This is a genomic window from Streptomyces griseiscabiei (genome assembly GCF_020010925.1).
Taxonomy (GTDB): domain Bacteria; phylum Actinomycetota; class Actinomycetes; order Streptomycetales; family Streptomycetaceae; genus Streptomyces; species Streptomyces griseiscabiei.
In genome coordinates this window covers 560,116-580,075 of the sequence record NZ_JAGJBZ010000001.1, presented here as the reverse complement: position 1 = coordinate 580,075, position 19,960 = coordinate 560,116, and the positions used below count along the sequence as shown (strand labels likewise).

At 72.8% G+C, this 19,960-nt stretch carries 16 protein-coding genes; 7 read left to right on the top strand and 9 right to left on the bottom strand.

Annotated elements, in window-relative coordinates:
- Nucleotides 1-12 precede the first annotated feature (12 nt).
- From J8M51_RS02455 to J8M51_RS02430, 6 genes are all read right to left on the bottom strand, one after another.
- A complete protein-coding gene (locus J8M51_RS02455) occupies nt 13-783 on the bottom strand; it encodes a class I SAM-dependent methyltransferase (RefSeq protein ID WP_216591413.1) in 771 nt (256 codons plus the stop codon).
- Nucleotides 780-2,225, bottom strand: coding sequence for a condensation protein (locus tag J8M51_RS02450; protein ID WP_267298925.1), 1,446 nt, complete (start codon nt 2,223-2,225; stop codon nt 780-782). Before J8M51_RS02450 ends, J8M51_RS02455 begins: the two co-directional genes overlap by 4 nt.
- The gene (locus J8M51_RS02445; RefSeq protein WP_267299281.1) at nt 2,222-6,682 is read right to left on the bottom strand and encodes an alpha-(1->3)-arabinofuranosyltransferase domain-containing protein; all 4,461 of its coding nucleotides are present in this window, start codon (nt 6,680-6,682) and stop codon (nt 2,222-2,224) included. Before J8M51_RS02445 ends, J8M51_RS02450 begins: the two co-directional genes overlap by 4 nt.
- Nucleotides 6,679-7,359, bottom strand: a complete 681-nt coding sequence (locus J8M51_RS02440) for a class I SAM-dependent methyltransferase (RefSeq protein WP_086762758.1) — start codon at nt 7,357-7,359, stop codon at nt 6,679-6,681. Before J8M51_RS02440 ends, J8M51_RS02445 begins: the two co-directional genes overlap by 4 nt.
- 152 nt (nt 7,360-7,511) lie before the next feature.
- A complete protein-coding gene (locus tag J8M51_RS02435) occupies nt 7,512-8,663 on the bottom strand; it encodes a glycosyltransferase family 4 protein (protein WP_086762760.1) in 1,152 nt (383 codons plus the stop codon).
- 239 nt (nt 8,664-8,902) lie between these two features.
- Entirely contained in the window at nt 8,903-9,880 is a 978-nt protein-coding gene (locus tag J8M51_RS02430) for a DUF3068 domain-containing protein (RefSeq protein WP_086762300.1), read from the bottom strand.
- 329 nt (nt 9,881-10,209) lie between these two features.
- On the opposite strand from J8M51_RS02430, the gene J8M51_RS02425 reads away from it, so the two are divergent.
- From J8M51_RS02425 to J8M51_RS02405, 5 genes are all read left to right on the top strand, one after another.
- Nucleotides 10,210-10,362: a hypothetical protein gene (locus J8M51_RS02425; protein ID WP_179203426.1), complete on the top strand. Its 153-nt coding sequence runs from the start codon at nt 10,210-10,212 to the stop codon at nt 10,360-10,362.
- A gap of 3 nt (nt 10,363-10,365) precedes the next feature.
- Nucleotides 10,366-11,607 carry a helix-turn-helix domain-containing protein gene (locus J8M51_RS02420; protein WP_216591337.1) on the top strand — a complete coding sequence of 414 codons (1,242 nt, stop codon included), beginning with the start codon at nt 10,366-10,368 and terminating at the stop codon, nt 11,605-11,607.
- A 376-nt stretch (nt 11,608-11,983) separates the two neighbouring features.
- Nucleotides 11,984-12,802 carry an IS5 family transposase gene (locus J8M51_RS02415; RefSeq protein ID WP_086756328.1) on the top strand — a complete coding sequence of 273 codons (819 nt, stop codon included), beginning with the start codon at nt 11,984-11,986 and terminating at the stop codon, nt 12,800-12,802.
- Between the two features lie 286 nt (nt 12,803-13,088).
- Complete coding sequence (locus J8M51_RS02410) at nt 13,089-13,862, top strand: IclR family transcriptional regulator (protein WP_086756330.1); 774 nt, start codon at nt 13,089-13,091, stop codon at nt 13,860-13,862.
- Nucleotides 13,859-14,740 carry an SMP-30/gluconolactonase/LRE family protein gene (locus J8M51_RS02405; protein WP_216590530.1) on the top strand — a complete coding sequence of 294 codons (882 nt, stop codon included), beginning with the start codon at nt 13,859-13,861 and terminating at the stop codon, nt 14,738-14,740. The genes J8M51_RS02410 and J8M51_RS02405 overlap by 4 nt, the downstream gene beginning before the upstream one ends.
- A 29-nt stretch (nt 14,741-14,769) precedes the next feature.
- Here J8M51_RS02405 and J8M51_RS02400 read toward each other — a convergent pair whose 3' ends face one another.
- The 3 genes from J8M51_RS02400 to J8M51_RS02390 form a co-directional block, all read right to left on the bottom strand.
- Complete coding sequence (locus J8M51_RS02400) at nt 14,770-16,074, bottom strand: MAB_1171c family putative transporter (RefSeq protein ID WP_179203511.1); 1,305 nt, start codon at nt 16,072-16,074, stop codon at nt 14,770-14,772.
- Nucleotides 16,071-16,682, bottom strand: a complete 612-nt coding sequence (locus J8M51_RS02395) for a toxin-antitoxin system, toxin component (protein ID WP_086763916.1) — start codon at nt 16,680-16,682, stop codon at nt 16,071-16,073. Before J8M51_RS02395 ends, J8M51_RS02400 begins: the two co-directional genes overlap by 4 nt.
- 131 nt (nt 16,683-16,813) lie before the next feature.
- Nucleotides 16,814-17,443 carry a transcriptional regulator gene (locus tag J8M51_RS02390; RefSeq protein WP_216590528.1) on the bottom strand — a complete coding sequence of 210 codons (630 nt, stop codon included), beginning with the start codon at nt 17,441-17,443 and terminating at the stop codon, nt 16,814-16,816.
- A 333-nt stretch (nt 17,444-17,776) separates the two neighbouring features.
- Here J8M51_RS02390 and arfA point away from each other — a divergent pair, with 333 nt between their 5' ends.
- A complete protein-coding gene (gene arfA / locus J8M51_RS02385) occupies nt 17,777-19,291 on the top strand; it encodes an arabinosylfuranosidase ArfA (RefSeq protein WP_086763863.1) in 1,515 nt (504 codons plus the stop codon).
- Nucleotides 19,292-19,361: 70 nt separating this feature from the next.
- Complete coding sequence (locus J8M51_RS02380) at nt 19,362-19,820, top strand: RrF2 family transcriptional regulator (protein WP_086763865.1); 459 nt, start codon at nt 19,362-19,364, stop codon at nt 19,818-19,820.
- Nucleotides 19,821-19,960 lie beyond the last annotated feature (140 nt).

Sequence of the window (19,960 nt, the reverse complement as noted above, 5' to 3'; positions counted from 1 at the left end):
CCACCACATCGGCTACGTCCTCCGCGCGTGCAGCAGCAGGATCGACGCGGCCGAGGGAGCCGCACAGGCCAGCCGGTCCAGCGGACGCAGGGGGCGCGGTACGCCGTGGAAGGGCGCCCCGCGCAGCCGTACGACCTCGAAGCCGGACGCGGCCACGAACTCCCGCAGCGCGCGGGCGGTGTAGAGCCGCAGATGGCCCACGACCTCCTTCCCCGGGCGGCCGTGGATGCCCCGCAGACTCACCTCCGAGAACACCGGCTGGACGCCCGCGAGGAGCAGGGCGCGGTTGTACCAGGCGGCCAGGTTGGGCGTCGACAGCATCAGATGGCCGCCGGGGCGCAGGACGCGACGGATCTCGTCGAGCGCGGAGTCCGGGTCCACCAGATGCTCGATGACCTCGCTGAACAGCACCGCGTCCGCGGACTCCGACCGCAACGGCAGCCCGCCGTCCGCCAGTTCGCCCCGGATCGCGTACGGCACGCGGGTGCGGGCGCGGCGCAGGGCGTCCTGGGACCAGTCGACGCCGATGATGCGGTGGCCGGGGAGGAGGGGCGCGGCGGTGGCGGCGGCCGTGCCGTCGCCGCAGCCGATGTCGAGGATCGTGCGGGGGCCGTCGCCGCCGGTCGCCGGGCCGAGGGCCGCCGCCAGCATGCGGGCCTGGGCGAGGCTGCGGGGGGTGCCGGAGGCGACGGGGACGGAGGGGTCCTCGTAGAAGTCCCGAAGCCCGTCGCGCGGCCCGTTCGCCGGGGTGCCGGTGGGTGCGGTGGTCGGCGTCGGAGTCACTCGATGTCCTCTTCCGTCGCGTGCAGATAGTGCTCGAAGAGGTCGCGGAGATGGGCGCCGTCGCCATGGCTGAGCAGGGCGCGGGACCAGCGCAGGGCCACATGGAGGCGGCCCGCCGTGGAGGCGGTCGTGACGGTGAGGCCGCGGGGCATGCGGGCGGGGGCCGAGAACCAGACGGCGTGCGCGCGTCCGGCCTCCTCGCCGAAGTCCAGGGCGTAGGGGATACGGCCGATGTTGCTGAGGAGGGTGGTCGAGGTCCAGGGGGCGGCGGCCCGGCGCAGGCCCCGGGTGAGGGCGGCCCGCCAGGACACGGGGACCACCGGGGCGGTCAGCAGGGAGGCGCCGTGGCCCAGTTGGGGGCGCGGGGCGGACTTCAGGGCGCGGGTGCGGTCCGCCGTGCGCCGCAGCAGGGTGGCGAGGGGGGTGTGGGCCTGGTGCAACTCCGCCGGTGCGAAGGGGACTTCGACCAGGCGGGTGCCGTTGCCGATCGGCATGTCCGTGTCCCTCGGGCGGTCGTCCACGGGCATCGTGATGCGCAGCGGGCGGGGGTGGGCGCCGTGTTCCCGGTTCCAGTGGGCGAGCATCAGGGCCGTGGTGACCATGAGCTGGTCGTTCACGGTGTAGGGGGCGGATTTGGGGCGGCGGGGGACGGGGAGCTCGGTGACGAGGAGGCCGTTGCCGGGGGAGGGTTCGGGGGCGCCCCGGGCCACGCGGGCGGGGCGGGACCAGGTGGAGGGGGTGTCCGTCCCGGCCGGGGCCGGTTCGTCCTGGGTGCGGGCGGGGCGGACGGGCGGGGCGGTGGGGGCGTTGTCCTCGCCGCCGTACAGCTCCGCCGCGGTGGCGAGGATACGGAGGCAGGCGGGGCCGTCCAGCGCGGTGTGGTTGATGGTGAGGAAGAGGACGGTGCCGGTGCCTGTTCCGGTGGGCGTGGCGGCACCTCGTACCGTCGGGTCGCGGAAGGTCCCTGCGGGCGCACCCGGCCCCGGGCGCCTGACCACGTGGCCCACGTCGTCGCTCGCCTCGCTGCCCACCGCCGGGCCCGCCCCCTCCACCACCTCCAGGCGGATCGGGGGAGACAGGGTCAGCGGGGGTGCCTCGATCAGGGCTCTGGTGCGGGCGTCCCGCAGGGCGTGCGGGCCCGCCGGGAGGAAGGCCACCACCTCGACCTCGGGTTCCTCCGTCAGCTCCCACTCGTAGCGGCGGCGGTACCACCGGCCCGGCGCCTCCCGCATGAGGATGCGGGGGTGGCGCCGGAGCGCGGCGGTGAACGCGGTCCGCAGACGGTCGGGGTCGAGGCGCCCGGGGAGGTGGACCTCGATGTGGACGGTCTCGGGCTCCTCCTCCTGGAGACAGTGCCGGGACACCTCGTCGACCACCGGGAAGGGGATCCGGACGGGCCCGGGGGCCGCGTCGTCCCGCGCGGGGTGGTCCAGCGTCGTCATGCCGGTTCCCCCCTCCCCGTACCGCCCGTACCGCCGGCCCCGCCGTCCTCCGGCGGTGCCGCCCCCGGCTTCGGCTTGGTGAGCGGGATCCGCCGGGTCGGGGTGTCCTGGTCGTCCGGATCGCCCTGCGGGGAACCCGGCCCGCGCGCGGAGATCGTCGGACTGGCCACGGCCCCGTCGCCTCCTCCCGCGTTCCCCTGGGCCCCGCCGGACCTTCCCGGCTCGCCGTTCAGCGTCCTGCGGCCGATCCGCCGCCGCTGCGGCAGCGGCTCGGTGGGTGCGTGCGCCCCCGGCGGTACCGCGAACTCCCTTGTGGAGCCCGGCCGTTCGGGTGCGGGCGCGGCATCCGCGCCCACGCTCACCAGGGCAGCGAACAACCCGATCAGGGCGAGGAGCTGGGCCACCGGCCCGAACGCGCCCGTGTCCGACGCCACCGGCTCGCCCGCCCCGAAGGCGGCGGCGACGCCGGCGCCGGCCAGGGCGAGGAACGCGATCGGCACGAGCAGGGTGTGCCGCTTCAGGGCGAGGAGCGCCAGGAGCGGGACGAGGAGGGCGAGGAAGCCCGCGACGACGACGCCGACGAGGGTGAGGGCGACCACGCCGAGCCAGAGACCGGGCCCCGGCGGTGTCGGCTGCGGTGCGTCGGGGTTGGGCTCCCGGCGGCGCCAGAGGGCCAGCCCGATCAGGGCCGCGAGGCCCACTCCCGCACCGATCAGCCCGGCCTCGTACGTCACGGACGGTTCGTACGACAGCTTGACCGTGCCGCCCGCGCCGCCCGGGATCCGCCAGCCCTGCTGCCAGCCGTCGAGCCGGACCGGGGTCAGCTCACGGCCGCCCAGCGTGGCCTTCCAGCCGTCGTTGAAGTTCTCGTACGTCGTCAGATAGGAGGCCGCGCCGTCGCCGACGGTGACCTCGCGCCGGTCGCCGAGCCAGTCCCGGATGCCCAACTCCCGTCCGGAGGCAGCGGGTTCGGTGACCGATCCCCGGGTGAGCGTCACCGTGGTGACGGCCAGGGCGCCGCTGTCCTCGGACTCGAAGGTGTGCCGGTCGGCCGCGTCCAGCTCCAACCCCTGGCTCGTCTCGCCGTTCTGGCAGAGCGTCAGATCGATCGGCCGCCGCTCCACCAGGTCCCGTACGGTCCCCGTCGCGCTCGTCTCGTACAGCGTCCCGTCGACCTCGACCGCCGGGCCCTTGCCGCACGGCAGCTCGAAGTCCCGGGTCGGGGCGGGCTGCGGGGTGCGGAACTGGTCGAGGGCCGGGATGTACGCCTCGGTGAGGCCGACCGGGAGCTGCAGGTCGTCGTCGGCGACCGGGTTGTGGACGGTCATCGGGGCCGTCTCGGTGACGGTGATGTCGAGCTGGTCGGTGGTGATCGGGTCGAAGCGCACCCAGCCGTTCTCGTCGACACCGGCGACGACCGCGCCGTCCGGGGAGCTGATCTCGACCTGCGTCGCACGGGTCGACAGCCCGCCCGCCGGGGCCAGGACGAGCGAGCCCACCGGCCACTTGTCCTTCCAGCTCAGATGGATCGTGGGCTTGTCGCCCGCGATCCACGCCGTGGTCAGATCGCCGTCCGTCAGGTTGCGCGGCGACAGCCCGGAGCCCAGGGCGGCCGTGGAGTCGGCGGTCGCCGTCATCCGGGTCTGCTGGTCGGGGGCCACCTCGTACAGCAGCTTGTCCAGCGCGTCGCCCGGCACGGGCACGGCCGTCGCCTTCATCGCGTACGTGCCCGCCGTGGTGGTGGCGAAGGTCCGGTGCAGACCGGGCTCGGTGCCCGTGGGGGAGAGGCCAGTCGGGTCGGCGGCCCGCTGCAGCGAGATCACCTCGGCGGACGCGTCGGCGTCCTTCGCGTCGGTCGGCAGCCGCAGCATCCGGGTGACCTTGACGCCCGGGATGTCGACCTCGGCGAAGCCCGCGCCGACCAGCCCGGTGCGCCGTTCCGCCGAGTCCAGGATCGTGATCTTCAGCCAACTCGTCTCACCGGCACGGGCGTTGACCGTCTGGGTGGAGCCGTCGGCCTGGAGGTTCGTGGAGCGCGAGCCCCGCTCGGTCTCCACCTTGATCCGGGTCGGCGCCGACCGCACCCCGTCCTGCGGCAGCGGGGTGACCTCGAAGGTCTCCGGGATGTCCCGGGCCTCCTCGAAGTCGATCCGCAGCCACTGCCCGTCCGCCGACCCGGCCGCGCCCTCCGCCCAGGCGGTGCCCAGGTCGCCGTCGAAGGCGTTCACCGGGTCGTACTGCGGCAGATGGAACAGCCAGTTGCCGCTGGTCGACGCGGTCACCGACTTGGCACCGCGCAGTTCGGCCACCGTCTGGTGGTCCAGCCCCGACACCGGCAGGATCTGCTTCGGCGGCTCACCGGCGTTCTGCACGCTTCCGCTCGGGTTCCGCTCGTCCGCCGTATACGTGTACGACGTGTTGGCGTTGACCAGGCCGAACCGGGTGTCCGCCCGCCGCAGCCCGTCACCGACCACCTGTACGGCCGGGGTGCCGAGCCCGGGGTGGTTGTCGCCGGTCAGTACGGTCGCCCGGTCCCGCAGCTCCGGGTCGGCGGCCAGCGGCAGCAGCGACTCGGGCCCGCCGGAGACGACGGCCGTGTCCGCGATCGCCTTCAGCCCCGCCTGCCCGGGACGCGGTACGTCCGCGGCGGGCCGGTAGATCTCCACGGCCCGCTGCCGCGCGTACAACCCCTCCACCTGCAGCGGGGTGCCCTCGGCGATCCGTCCGCCGGTCATCGTCGGCCCGAGGCCGGTGACCCGCTCGTACCCGGACTGCTCCAGGGTCCGCTTCACGGTCGTCGTCGGCACCGCGCCGAGCTGGTCCGGGTCCAGGTCGTTGCGTACGACCACGTAGTACAGCCCCGCCCGGCTCAAGTAGTCGGCCAGACCCGGGACTTCGGCGCCCGTCAGCAGCGCCTGCTCGACCGCGTCCATGGCGCGCCGGTTGCCGGGGGTGCCGAAGGGGACGTAGTCGCGCTGCGCCCAGCGGGACTCGGCGAGCACGTCGAGCGGCTGGTCGACGGTGGTGCCCCAGGTGTAGATGCCGTGCGCGGTGGCGGGCACCACCAGCGCCCGTGAGTCCGGCGAGTACTTCTTCAGCCAGTCGGCCGTCGACTGCCAGTACTTGGGCAGCTCCTGGAACGAACCGGGTTGCAGCACCGCCCCGTTGAGGTACGGCCACATCAGCCCCGGGAGTACCAGCACGGCCGCGATCAGCGGGGCGAACCGCCGCCCCCGCACCCGGCGGGCCCCACGCGCCTGCGCGGCCACCCCGACCAGATGCGCCAGCCCGAGGACGAGCGCGAGCGCCAGCCCGGTCTGGAACTTGTAGATGTTCCGGAAGGGCGCGAGCCCCGAGTTCAGCCAGTCCTGGACCACCCCGTGGAAGGGCGCCCCGAGCGCACCGCCGTACCCGGCGAGCGTGACCAGCGCGACCACCAGCACGGTCAGCACCAGCCACCGGCGCTCGGGCATGTCCCGCCGCGCCAGCCCGGCGAGGCCCAGCCCGGCCGCCAGCGCCGACGACAGGACCACGATCACGGAGGCGGCGACGGACCACCCGGCGGGCAGCCAGGCCTCACCGAAGTGCAGATACCCCACCCAGTTGCCGGCGCCCCGCAGCGCCTCGGTGGCCGACATGGTGGCCGTCGTCGTCTGCGAACTCTCCACGTAGGGAAGGAAGTTCTCCCCGTAGAAGCCGAGCAGCAGCAGCGGCACCACCCACCACGCGGTCGCCAGGATCACCCCCGGCACCCACCAGGTGATCATCCTCCGCATACGCGGTCCCGGCGGCCGGGTGAGCAGATACAGCCCGACGGGCAGCAGCGAGGCGAGCGTGGCGGACGCGTTGACCCCGCCCATGAAGGGGATGACCAGCGCCGACCGCAGCGCCGCGACCCGCGCGCTGTACCGCTCGTCCGTCAGCGGCAGCAGCACCCACGGCAGGAACGCGCCGGGCAGCGCGGCGGCCGAGGTCGACCCCACGACCGTGGTGAACACGGGCCACAGCGCATAGGCGCCGGCGGCCAGCAGCCGCGACGCGGAACTCCCGACCCCCAGCCGCTCGGCCAGCCGCAGCGCACCCCAGAACGCCACCGACACGATCAGCGACAGCCACAGCCGCTCCGCCAGCCACACCGGCAGCGCGAGAAGATCGGTCAGCCCGTAGTACGGCAGCATCGGCCACAGGTAGCCGACGTACTGGTCCGCGATGCCGCCGAACCCGCCCCGGTCGTGCCACAGTTGCCCGAGGTCGGAGACGAACTGCCAGGGATCGGTGGTGACCCCGAGCTTGGTGTCGAAGGTCTGCCGCCCCGGCTGCGCCGCGACCAGCAGCACGAACACCACGGCCCAGAACCCCAGCAGCCAGCGCCGCGACCGAGGCCCCTCGGGGGGGCCTCCGGTCGTGGTGGCCGGTCTTACCGGCGCGGGAGGTGGAGCCTGGACCGTGCTCGTCATGGTGGACACCGCCGGAGGATGAGGAGAAGGTTCCAGGTGGCGAACTCACGCAGACCCGGCGCCTTCACGACGGTCTCCGCGAGAAACGGCCAGTAGCGGGAGCGCGCCGACACGACCGTCACGTCGTCCCGGCCGCGCACCTGCCGCAAAGTGCTTCCGATGTGCACGGCGAAGAGGTTCTCGCCGAGCGTGTGCTTGGCGTCCTTGCCCGTACGGCGCCGATAGCGGGCCCGCGCCCGCTCCGCCCCCAGGTAGTGCCAGGGCGCCCACTCGTGCCCGCCCCACGGGGAGAGCCAGTTGGTGAACGACACATAGATCAGCCCGCCGGGCCGGGTGACCCGGACCAGCTCGCTGATGAACGTCGGCGGATCGGCCACGTGCTCCAGCACATTGGAGGTGAACGTGACGTCCGCGACCCCGTCGGCCAGCGGCAGCAGATACCCGTCGGCGACGACCGCCCCTTCGGGCGGCTTCGTCCCCAACTCCCGCAGATCCGGCTCGAACAGGTAGGCGTTGGCCCCCCGCCGCCGGAACTCCTCGGTGAAGTACCCGCTCCCGCCCCCGACATCGACCACGGTCAGCCCGTCGACGGGCCCGCCCCCGTACGCCTCGACCTGATCGACGGCATCCCGCGCGAGCAGCGCATAGCAGTACTCGGGATCGTCCTGCTCCCGCATGAAGGCCCGGAAGAGCGCGAGGGAGCGCCGAAAAGAGGGGTCCTGGAGACTCGGGCCGGCTACAGCGCCCTTGAAGGGGCGCGAGGAACTGCGCGACCAGCCACGAACGACCCGCAGCCGCCGACGGACGGACGAGGCACCCCCTTTCGCGCTCACCGGACAAACCCCCGCACCGCCTCCGCAGCCACCGCCCCGAACTGCCGCACGGTCCGGTCCCACCGGTAGTGCGCGGCCCGCTCCCGCGCCGCCTTCCCCATCAGCACCCGCCGATCGGTCGACAACGCCAGCGCACACCACGCCGCCGCGAAGGACGACTCCCCCCGCGCCAGCACGCCGGTCTCCCCGTCCACGACGGAATCCCGCAGCCCGGGTACGTCGAAGGCCACCGACGGCGTCTCCCGTACGGCCGCCTCCGTGACGACCAGCCCCCACCCCTCCACGGCCGAGGGGTGCAGCAGCAGCCAGGCCGCGCACAGCAGCCGGTGCTTCTCCTCCTCGGTGACATGCCCGGCGAACTCCACGCCCGCCCCGGCCATCGCCTCCAGCCGCGCTCGCTCGGGCCCGTCACCGATGATCACGAGCCGTCCGCCGGTGACCGGCCGGACCCGCTCCCACAGCCGCAGCAGCAGATCGATCCGCTTGTACTCGACGAGCCGCCCCACCGCCACGAACAGCGGCTCGGGGGAGCGTTCGGCGCGCGGCCCGGGTTCCTCGACGCCGTTGTGCACGACGCGGATGCGTTCCCGGTCCACCCCGATCGCGCGGAGCGCGCCGGCGGTGGAGGAGGAGACCGCGACCATCAGGTTGCGACGCTGCGCGGCCGTCAGCGACCAGTGTTCGAGCCTGCGGCCGAGCCGTGCGGCGGGCGCCAGCGCGCCGCCGAACCGCAGCTGCCACAGATCCGTGTGCACATGGTTGACCAGGCACATCGTCGGGCCCTGGTGCCAGAGCGGGGCCAGATAGGGCATGCCGTTGCACACCTCGACGAGCAGGTCGCAGTCGCCGATCTGCCGGGCGAAGGCCGACTTGGCGCGCAGATGGTGGCTCAGGTCGCCGCCGGCCGACACGACCCGGTAGTCGCGGTTGGCCGCCGGGCCACCGCACAGCAGGGTGACCTGGTGGCCGAGCCGGGTCAGGCCGTCGGCGAGCCGGTCGACGAGGAGCTCGGAGCCCCCCGCCGCCGGATTGCCGAGGTCACGGCGGGCGAGAAAGACGATCCGGCGCGGCTGTGGGGGGCCTGCCGGCCGATGCCGGTCCAGGCGCGGAAACACCTCGACCAGCGAGAACGGCACGTGCTGGGGCATGGGTGCTCCAACTCGTCTCGGGGTGCGGAACTCAGCGGGGAGAAGGACGTTCGCTGTGGGGGATGTTCCGGTGGGCGGGGGGTCCGGACGGGGCTAGCGGGACTCTCGTTCCTTGTAGGCGTCGGTGGACGGGGTGTGGGTGGGCTGTGCTCAGGTGGGGTGGACAGTTTTCGCCCAGCGGATCGACACTGCTACTCACCGGCGTGACAATTTCCGGGGTTTATTGAACTGACGCCCTGTCACATCGTGATCGGTTCCTGGGAGGACTCGGACGTATCGGGGCGCCGCCTTCCGCGTACGACCAAAACGGCACCCACCGCGGCGAGGACGAACCCGGCCACAGCACCACCGATCGGCACCGTCAGCCCCACCAGCCGCAGCAGTCCGCTGTCCTTCTCCGCCTGGTCCACCGCGAACTTCTGCGTGGCCGGGGTGAACGCGAGCTTCTCGCTGTCGAGCAGCACCGCCGCGTCCTCGTCCCCGCCGGGTGCCCTGAGGGTCCGGCGCGGCCCGGTCTGCGCGTACAGCACCCGCCCTGTGCTCTGGTCGACGACCAGTTCCAGACCGTGGTTGGCGTACCACTCCTCGGCCAGCACCTGCGGCCGCTCCGGCGCGTCGACGAGGGCGCCGGGGACCAGCCGGGTGCCGGTCCTGGTGGCCGGGACCTTCGCCGTGAAACGCAGCCCCTCGTAGCCCCGGACCTTCTTGCGGCCCTCGTAGTGGAGCGTCACCGTCGCGCCGAGCGTGTTGTCCCACCAGCGGTAGGAGCGTTCCTGCACGTCGAAGGGGAACTTCAGATAGGCCTCGCCCTCGATGTACGGCTTCTCGTCGCAGCAGTGCACCGGCCGGTTGGTCTTCCGGTCGCTGACCCAGCGGTGCGGGGTGAAGTCCAGCGCGTCGTGCGGGTCGGCCGCCGGCAGCGACTTCTTCGTGTCGACCGAGGTGATCACATCCCACACCGCGGCCCCGCTGCGCTCGCTTTCGGCCACGTCGCCGCGCACCCGCTGGGTCACGGTGATCTCCTGGCCCGGCACGGTCTTCACCTGCTCCACGTCGAAGACGCTGCCCGTGCCGGTGTAGACGGCGGTGGTGTCGATGTCGATCGGATTGACGGCGGCCCGTGGCTCCACGTACCAGGCGAGCAGCGGCGCGAGAACCAGCAGAAAGGTGCCGAGGCCCAGCAGGACCAGGGAGAAAGGTGAGGTGGTACGGCGCATCCGGGCACTCCAGGGGGCGTTGGGAGGTGCGGCTCGGGCAGGCGCGCGGCAGAGGCGACGCCCAGGGGAACGTGCGCGTGCGGAGAGGGCGGGGCAGGGGGCGGAACACGGGCTGCGCTTCGGGCTACCGACGGGTTGCGTATGGGCCGGGAACCGTAGGCGGACTCTTGACGCAGTGTCAATGCATTGCTGACACTGGGGCCGGAGCCGACGGCCTGGACGAGCCGGCGGCCCAGGGACCGCGCGCCGGTCCCGTCGAAGTGTGCGTGCGGTGCGCGTGCGGGGTGCCCTGGGTGGGGACGACCTGTCGACCGAGAGGCTGCCCTGCCATGTCCCGACTGCTCGCCGCCGCGCTGACCATGGTGGCCGCCGCCGCTCTCGCCGTGGGCGCCGCGCTCGGCATCGTCGCGTCGCTGGACGCGACCCCCGACCAGCCGAACACCCCGCTCATCACGTACGAGAACGCCGGCCAGGAGCGCTGAGGGGTGACCTCGGGCCCGGGAACCGTCACCGTCCGCTCCGCCTGGCACGACGTACCGCGGCTCCAGGTGCGCGAGTTCGCCGCGATCGCCATGGCCGAGGCCCCCGCCCTCGCCGAGGAGATCCTGGGCGAGATCCGCCGCGAGTACCCGCAACTGCCCGTCGTCCTCGACGACTCCGGCGAGCCGATGGCCCTCATCGGCATCCGCCGCGCGATCGAGGTCTTCGTCCAGCACCTGGAGACCGCCGAGGGCCGGCCGCGCGTCCCTCCCGGTGTCTTCCAGGAGTTCGGCCGCGGCGAGGGCCTCAACGGCCGCAGCCTCGACTCGCTCCAGGCGATCTACCGCCTCGGCGTCCGCCTCGCCTGGCGCCGCTTCGCGGAGATCGGCCAGCGTGTGGAGATCCCGCCGCCCGCGATGTACGAACTCGTCGACGCCGGATACGAGTACCTGGACGGCCTGGTGGACCAGTCGGTGCGCGGTTACGCGGAGGCGGCGGCGAGACAGGCGGGCGAACGGCTGCGACTGCAACGCCGTTTGATGGAGCTGCTGTTGGCCGAGCACCACCGGGGCGACCCGGCCGACGCGCTCACCGAACGCGCCGCCCGGATCGGCTGGACCCTGCCGGAGAAGGTCGCGGTCGGGGTCCTGTTACGTCCCGCCCGTGAGGCCATGGCTCCCGCCGTCGGCCAGGGCGTGCTGCTCGACATGGAGTACGAGCAGCCCCGGATGGTCGTCCCCGAACCGGACGCGGCCGGCCGCCCCGAACTCCTCCACCGCGCCCTGACCGGCTGGTCCGGCGCGATCGGCCCCCCGGTGCCGCTCACCGACGCGGCGAAGTCGCTGCGCTGGGCGGAGGCGGCGGTCCGGCTGATGGAGCGCCGGCTGCTGCCCGGGGGTGAGGTGCTGCACTGCACGGAACACACCGAGGCGCTCGTCCTCCTCCAGCCCGAGGAACTCATCGACGACCTCGCCCTGCGCTGTCTCGCCCCTCTCGCCCACTGCGGCCCCACCCACGGCCGCCGTCTCGCCGAGACGCTTCTCGCGTGGCTGGAGACGCGGGGCGGGGCGCCCGAGATCGCCACGCGCCTTGGTGTGCACCCGCAAACCGTCCGCTATCGGTTGCGGCAGATCCGGGAGCTGTGGGGTGACGAGATCGACGACCCCGACCGGCGGTTCGAGCTGGAGCTGGTGCTGCGGGCGCAGCGGTTGCGGGGGGAGCTGGGGGGTCCGCGCGGGCGGCGTTGACCGGGGCGCCTATGGGGGTGGGGGTGCGGTCTCGTCGGCGGGTGCGGGTGCGTGGGGCTTCTCGCGCAGTTCCCCGCGCCCCTGAAAAGCAGGGGCTGCGCCCCTTGCCTTTCCCCACCCGCCCGCCGCCTTCCGGACCCACCCGCCCGCCGCCTTCCGGACCCACCCGCCCGCCGCCTTCCGGACCCACCCGCCCGCCGCCTTCCGGACCCACCCGCCCGCCGCCTTCCGGACCCACCCGCCCGCCGCCTTCCGGACCCGCGGTCCGTCGCTTTTCAGGGCCCGCAGGGGCCCTGCTTTTAAGGAGTCCTTGCAGAAAGATCGTGGTGTGGCACGGTGGAGGTGTAGGTGATCCCGTGTTCTGTGGGGTGTGAGCATGGCGCGGCGGAAGCCGTGGGAGGTCAGTGACGAGTTGTGGGCGGTGATCGAGCCGCTGTTGCCGAAGCATGAACGGCGGTTCCGGCATCCGGGGCGCAAGCGGATCGATGACCGCAAGACGCTGCAGGGGGTGCTGTTCGTCCTCTACACCGGTGTCCAGTGGGAGTTCCTGCCGCAGGAGTTGGGGTTCGGTTCGGGTCCTACCTGCTGGCGTCGGCTGGCCGAGTGGCAGCGGGCGGGGGTGTGGGAGGAACTCCAGCGGGTGCTGCTGGACCGGTTACGGGCGGCGGACCGTCTCGACTTCTCCCGCGCCACGATCGATGCCTCCCATGTGCAGGCCAAGCGGGGGCGAAGCAGCCCAAAAGTCGGTCCGAGCCCGGTTGACCGTGCACGGCCGGGCTCGAAGCATCACGTGCTGACCGACGCCTGCGGCACTCCGCTGCGGGTGTCGCTGACCGGCGGCCACCGTCACGATGTCACCCAGCTTCTGCCGCTGGTCGACAGCCTTGGGCCGGTGCGGGGCAAGCGGGGCCGGCCCCGGCGCAAGCCCCGCACGCTGTACGCCGACCGCGGCTACGACTACGACGCCTACCGCCGCCGTCTGCGCGAGCGCGGCATCACACCGAAGATCGCCCGGCGCGGCCAGGCTCACGGCTCGGGCCTGGGAAAGGTCCGGTGGGTCGCCGAGTCCGCCATCGCCTGGCTCCACGGCCCCCGCCGCCTACGGACCCGCTGGGAAACCAGAGACGACATGCACGACGCATTCCTCCAGCTCGCCCACTGCATGACCCTCGCCCGCAAGCACCCGGCATTCTGAAAGCACCCCTAAGGGGCGCGGGGAACTGCGCGAGAAGCCCCACCGGGCCCGCGCCCGACAACGCACCCCCGTACGCCCCGGACGGCCGCTCCCCGCCCCGGCTGCCCCAGCCACGGTTGCGCTCGGCCTGCCGCTTCCCGGCCGCGAGAACCCAGGGTGTTCCCGGCCATTGCCCGGTCAGGGGCACTATGACTAGCCTGTGTTCGTTATGCCGATCGACAGTTGAAATTTCGAACACTCGCCGCGGTCAGACCGACGCGGACAGAACAGAGGGAGGGGGCCGACCGTGGGACGCCTAGTACCTGCCGTGACCCGGGCGCTCGACATATTGGAGCTCTTCCTGGACGGGGACGGCACACTCTCCGCCCCCGACATCGTGCGCAGACTCCAGCTGCCCCGCACCACCGTGCACGAGCTGGTCACCACGCTCGCCGCCCGGGGGTACATCGTCCAGGTCCAGGGCCAGCCGGGCCGCTACCGCCTGGGTGTCCGCCCGTACCAGCTCGGCAGCCGCTACGCCGAGCAGCTGGACCTCGCCGCCGAGGGCCAGCAGGTGGCCAGATCCGTCGCCGAGACCTGCGACGAGACGGTGCATGTGGCGATCCTGGAGTACACGGACGTCATCTACATCGCCAAGGTCGACTCCACGCACGCCGTCCGCATGGTCTCCGCCGCGGGCCGCCGCCTGCCGGCGCACTGCACCTCCGTGGGCAAGATGCTCCTCGCCTCCCTTCCCGATATCGAGCTGAACGCCCGTATCCCGGACGACGCCGACCTGGTCGCCATGACCCCCAACAGCATCACCGACCCGGCCGCTCTGCGCGAGACCCTGGCCCGGATCCGTGAGCGGGGTCTCGCCGTGGAGAACCGCGAGTCCAACCCGGACGTGTCCTGTGTGGCCGCCCCGGTCCGCGACCGCACCGGCAAGGTCGTCGCCGCGCTCTCCATCTCCGTGCCGATGATCCGCTGGAGCGACGACCGCCGGATCGAGCTGGAGCAGCTCGCCGCCAAGGGCGCCGCGGAGCTGTCGGAGCGCCTCGGCCACCGGAGCGTGGCATGAGCGGGTACGCCGCCTTCGACGTCGCCGTACGGGAGTACGCGGCCCTCGGCGAGGGTCCCACCTGGGACGCCGCCGCCCAGCGTCTGATCTGGATCGACATCCTCGGCTCGCGGGTCCACACCTACGACCCGGCCACCGGGCGCCGCACGGTCCTGGTCACCGAGCAGCACGTCGGCGCGGTCAAGCCCCGCGCCGGCGGGGGCCTCGTCCTGAACCTCCGGGACGGCGTCGGCCTGACCGACCCCGACGGCACGTTCCGCTGGCTGCACCACGAGCCGGTGCCCGGCCGCCGCGCCAACGACGCCGCCGTCGCCCCCGACGGCTCCCTCTTCGCCGGCACCATGCGCTACGACGAGGCCCCGGGCGGCGGCACCCTGGCCCGCTTCACCGCCGAGGGCCTGACCTCGACCGTCCTCGACGACGTGGCCGTGAGCAACGGCACGGGCTGGAGCCCGGACGGCCGGCTCATGTACTACATCGACTCCCCGACCCGCCGCATCGACGTCTTCGACTACGCGGAGACGGACACGGGCTCCGGGGACGGCGTACGCCTCCCCGCCGGCCGCCGCCCCTTCGTGACCATCGAGGACGGCGCGGGCTTCCCCGACGGCCTCACCGTCGACGCCGAGGGCGGTGTCTGGGTCGCCCTCTGGGAAGGCGCCGCGGTCCGCCGCTACACCCCCGCCGGCACCCTCGACCGCACCATCGCCCTCCCCACCCCCCGCCCCACCGCCTGTGCCTTCGCCGGCCCCGACCTCACCGACCTGTACATCACGACGGCCCGTACGGGAACGGACACCCCGCACCCCCTCTCGGGCTCCCTCCTGGTGGTACCGGGCGCGGGCAAGGGCCTGCCCCAGCCGGCCTTCGCGGGCTGACCACCGGGGCGGCCACGCCTCCACGGGCGTCACTCGCGTACGTGCGCACCGCTGTCCGCCGTGGAGGCGGCGGCGAGCGCCCGTACCGCCTCGATCTCGGCGGGTTCACGCAGCACCCGTGACAGGGCCTCGATGTCCTGGAGCAGATCGGCGGGGCCGGAGGAGGCCGTGAACCCGGGGAAGGTCCGCGCGCCCGTCGTCCCGCTGTCCGGTGACCGCCTCCGCGCGGCCACCGCCTCCTGGACGGCGACGGCCGCCGCGAGGGCCTTCGCCCGGCCCGGCTGGTGCCCGAGGTCCAGCGCGGCGTCGTACGCGCGGCGCCGCAGCTCCTCGTCGAGGTGACGGGTCAGCCGGAGCAGGGCGTCCCGGATGAAGGTCTCGCGGCGGGTGAGCCGCAGTTCGGCGCCGGCGCGCGGCGTGAAGGGGACGCGCGAGCCGTCGACGGTGCGCACCAGCAGATACAGGGGCCGCAGCCGCCGGTGGCTCGTCCGCACCCGCCAGCGGTCCTGAAGGTACTGGCCGCCGTGCGGCAGGATGAAGCCCACCGCGATGAAGATGGCCGCCAGCGCGGCGACCGGCGGCGCCACATGGGTGCTCAGCCAGTCCAGATCGTGTCCCGTCCACCGGGCGACGACCGCCGTGAGCTTGGCGGCGTCGAACACCAGATTGAGCGCGCAGCCCAGGCTCAACGCCGTCAGCCCACCGCGCAGCCACCCGTCGAGACCGTCCGCGCGGACCCAGTTCCGTATCAGCCGGTAGGTGATCAGACAGGCCGCCGTGTGCGCGACGAGATAGAGCAGGATCTCCTCGCGCATGAAGGGCGTGGTGGCGTAGTACGTGTCGAGGTCGCGCAGCCGCTCGTGGGGGACGTCCGCCAGCGCGAACAGCACCCACAGGACGACGATCACCCCCACGTACACGCCGAGGACCCAGCGCATGAGCCGCCGGGTCGCCGGGGAGCGGTCGGCGGGGCCGTTGCGCCAGGCGACTATCAGGAGCAGACAGGAGGCGCAGAACGCGGTGATGAGGGAGTAGACCCAGGGCGCGGCGACGTTCGGCACGCCCACGACCCGGTTGGTCCACGCGATGACCGACGGCACCGCGGACACGAAGACGCAGGCGGCGAGCAGCAGCAGTCCGCCGACCGCCCGCAGCAGCGAGTCCCGCCACAGCTTCACGATGCTGGGCAGTTTGATCACCAGGGCGACGGTCAGCACGGCCGTGGGGATCCAGAACGAGATGTACAGATCACCGAAGAAGTCGGCGGGGCCGCTGGAGCCGAGCGCCCCGGTCGTCGCCCCGGTCGTCGTCGCGGGCACGGCCGTCCCCTTCATCGTCCGCGTGGTCCGCGATAACCCAGGGACGCCTGGATGGCCTGCCCGACCGGGTCGGCGGAAGCCGCCGACCCGTTGTCCACCCAGGACCGGAAGGCGGTCGCGAGCCGGTGTCCGAAGTCCTCGGCCTCCTGCTCGTCCGACGCGTGCGAGCCGTTGCGGGCCGCGATGGGGGTCCCCCCTTGCCCGAGCGCGGCCGACAACTCGGGGGAGAGCGACGGCAACGCGGACGCGGACGCGGACATGGAGGGGGATGAGGACGGGGACGCGGATGGGGACGTGGACGTGGGTGTGGACGCGTGCGTGCCCGGCAGATGGTGATGGCAGTGCCCGGCGTGCATGTGCCACAACTCATGTCCCAGGATGACCAGTTGCTGCACGGTCTCCGCCCGCTCCTCGACGATGACCAGATCGAAGTCGGGGAACTCCATCCACAGCCCGGTCACCCCGATCCCGTCCGGGAACCGCTCGAACCGCAGCTTCACCGGCCGCCCGCCCCGCCGCGCGCTCATCTCCGCACACAGCGCCGCGCCCAACTCCCTTACGTCCACCGGTGCTTCGAGCCGTCCGCGGACCGCCTTGCTGAGCCCGGCGGTCAACTTCCGCATCTCGGCGGCGGACCGGGAGGGCAGCAGCGCGGCCCGTATCCGGCCCACCGCCCCGCGCAGCCGGGGGAAGCGCACGCCCTGTCCGGGGAACGCCAAGTCCCGCCCGGTCTCCGCGCGTTCGCCACGGCTCATCACCGGGCCTCCTCGTCGTCGGCGCCGAGCAGCCCTTCGAGCATGACAGCGAGGGCCTCCTGCTTGCGACGGGTCAGCCGCTGTCCGCGCAGTGCGAGCGTGACCACCCCGTGCCGGGTGGCGAACTCGACCAGCGGCCCGTCGCCGTCCGGGTGCCGGGAGTCCGCGTCACCCTCCAACTCCGCGATGGCGCGACCGAGTTCCCGCCGGAGGACGGTCGCGGCCGGGTCGGTGAAGAACCGGATGCCCTCCTCGACCCCGAAGAACCCGGCGAGTTCGGTCAGATCGGACACGTTCGGCGTCTTCTTGCCGAGCAGCAGCTGCCGGGCCCACTCGGGACTGATCGACAGCCGCTCCGCGACCTCCCGGCAGACCACCCCGCCCCGCTTGCCGCTCCGCGCGGCGTACGCCTCGTGCAGCGCCCGCACCCGCCCCCGCACCCGGTCGTCGACCCGGTCCGCCACCGGCGCGTCCCCGCCGAGCAGGACCCGTACCTCGTCCTCGCCGAGCGCGGTTCGGGCCGCCAGCGCCCGTACGTCGAGAATCCGGCCCCGGTCGGCACCGGCCTCCGCGATACGGGCGTCCAGTCGCGTCAGGGTCTCGGCAAGGGAATCGGGAAGCGCAGACACGCGCCGACCCTACGTGCCCCCGCCTGCCGGCACCACGAGATTCCAACGATCGTTGAATCCTGGCCAACGATGGTTGCGCTACCGGTAACCACCTGGAAGGGGCCGGCGGGAGCGCCCTCCAAGGGGAGCGGGGAACGGCGCGAGCGACCACGAACGACCCGCACTCGCCCGACAACCACGCCCGGCAGACGCGCGGGCGCACGCCCACCCAGCCAATGAGACCCCATTGACTGACCCCGGCATCGACCATAGCGTCCCGTTCGACGCGACGAGCATCATCCGTAATACCGAACAGCGCACGCCGAGCACTCCGTACCGAAGGGCCGCCCAGCAATGACCCGCACCGCCCGCTTCACCCTCGACCCCGCTTTCAAGGTCGGCGAGGTCAACCCCCGACTCTTCGGCTCGTTCGTCGAACACCTCGGCCGCTGCGTCTACACCGGCATCCACGAACCGGACCACCCCACCGCCGACGAGGCGGGCCTGCGCACCGACGTCCTCGAACTGGTCCGGGAGCTGGGCGTCACCACGATCCGCTACCCCGGCGGCAACTTCGTCTCCGGCTACAAGTGGGAGGACTCCGTCGGCCCCGTCGAGGACCGCCCCCGCCGCCTCGACCTCGCCTGGCGCTCCACCGAGACCAACCGCTTCGGCCTCTCCGAGTACATCGCCTTCCTGAAGAAGGTCGGCCCGCAGGCCGAGCCCATGATGGCCCTCAACCTCGGCACCCGCGGCGTCGCCGAGGCCCTGGAACTCCAGGAGTACGCCAACCACCCCTCCGGCACCGCCCTCTCCGACCTCCGTGCCGCCCACGGCGACAAGGACCCCTTCGGCATCAGGCTCTGGTGCCTGGGCAACGAGATGGACGGCCCCTGGCAGACCGGCCACAAGACGGCGACGGAGTACGGCCGGGTCGCCGCCGAGACGGCCCGCGCGATGCGCCAGATGGACCCGGGCGTCGAACTCGTCGCCTGCGGCTCCTCCAGCCAGTCCATGGAGACCTTCGCCGAGTGGGAGGCGACGGTCCTGGCGGAGACGTACGACCTCGTCGACCACATCTCCCTGCACGCCTACTACCAGCCGGAGAACGGAGACATCGACTCCTTCCTGGCCTCCGCCGTGGACATGGAGTCGTTCATCGACAACGTGGTCGCGACCTGTGACCACGTCGGCGCCCGCCTCAAGTCGAAGAAGAAGATCAACCTCTCCTTCGACGAGTGGAACGTCTGGTACATCTCGAAGTGGCACGAGATCGAGAACTCCGGCGCCCGGGACTGGGCGGAGGCCCCCCGCCTGCTGGAGGACAACTACAGCGTCACCGACGCGGTCGTCTTCGGCTCCCTCCTCATCGCCCTCCTCCGGCACGCCGACCGCGTCACCGTCGCCTGCCTCGCCCAGCTGGTCAACGTCATCGCCCCGATCATGACCGAGCCCGGCGGCCCGGCCTGGCGCCAGACGACGTTCTTCCCGTTCGCCCAGGCCGCCCGGTACGGGCGGGGCGAGGTCCTCGACGTACGGGTGGACTCGCCGACGTACGGGACGAAGAAGTACGGCGATGCCGACCTGCTGCACGCGACGGCGGTGCGCGCGGAGGACGGCTCGGTGACCGTCTTCGCGGTCAACCGCGGCCGTACGGAGGCACTGCCGCTCGAAGTGGCCCTGAACGGCCTGGACCTGACCCGGATCGTCGAGCACAGCGTGCTGGCCGACGCGGACCCGGACGCCCGCAACACGCTCGCGGACCCGGAGCGGGTCGCGCCGCACGCGGGGGAGGGGGCGTCGCTGGAAGGCGGCGTACTGAACGCGGTCCTCGAACCGCTGTCGTGGAACGTGATCCGGCTCGGCTGAGAAGCCCGCCGGGACCGCGGTCGGCCGGGACGGGCGCGCCCGCCCGTCCACGTGGCCGACAATGTTGGCCATGAGGATCTCGGCACGGGCGGACTACGCCGTACGCGCGGTACTGGAAGTGGCCGTACGGCAGGACGGCGGCCCGGTGAAGACGGAAGTCATCGCGACCGTGCAGGAGATCCCGCACAAGTTCCTGGAGGGCATCCTCGGGGACCTGCGGCGCGGCGGCCTGGTCACCAGCCGGCGGGGCGGCAGCGGCGGCTACCGGCTGGCCCGGGCCGCCGACACGATCACCGTCGCCGATGTCATCCGGGCCGTCGACGGCCCGATCGTGTCGGTGCGCGGCGAACGCCCCACCGGCCTGACGTACACGGGATCCGCCGAACCGCTCCTGCCCCTGTGGATCGCCCTGCGCGCCAACGTCCGCCGCATCCTGGAGGGCGTCACGGTGGCCGACATCGCGGCGGGCGCGCTCCCCGGCCCGGTGAAGGACCTGGCGGCGGAGCCGACGGCGTGGGAGAACCCGTAGTCACGTCGTCCGGCCGAGGGGTCCGGCTCCACAGCATCGTTACCTCGCCCTAAGCCTTTCCTCAGCTTGGTCTCCTACCGTTGCCGTTCGCTCCATCCCTACCCAACCCATGGGAAAGGCGGGGAAGGGAGCGCGCCGAC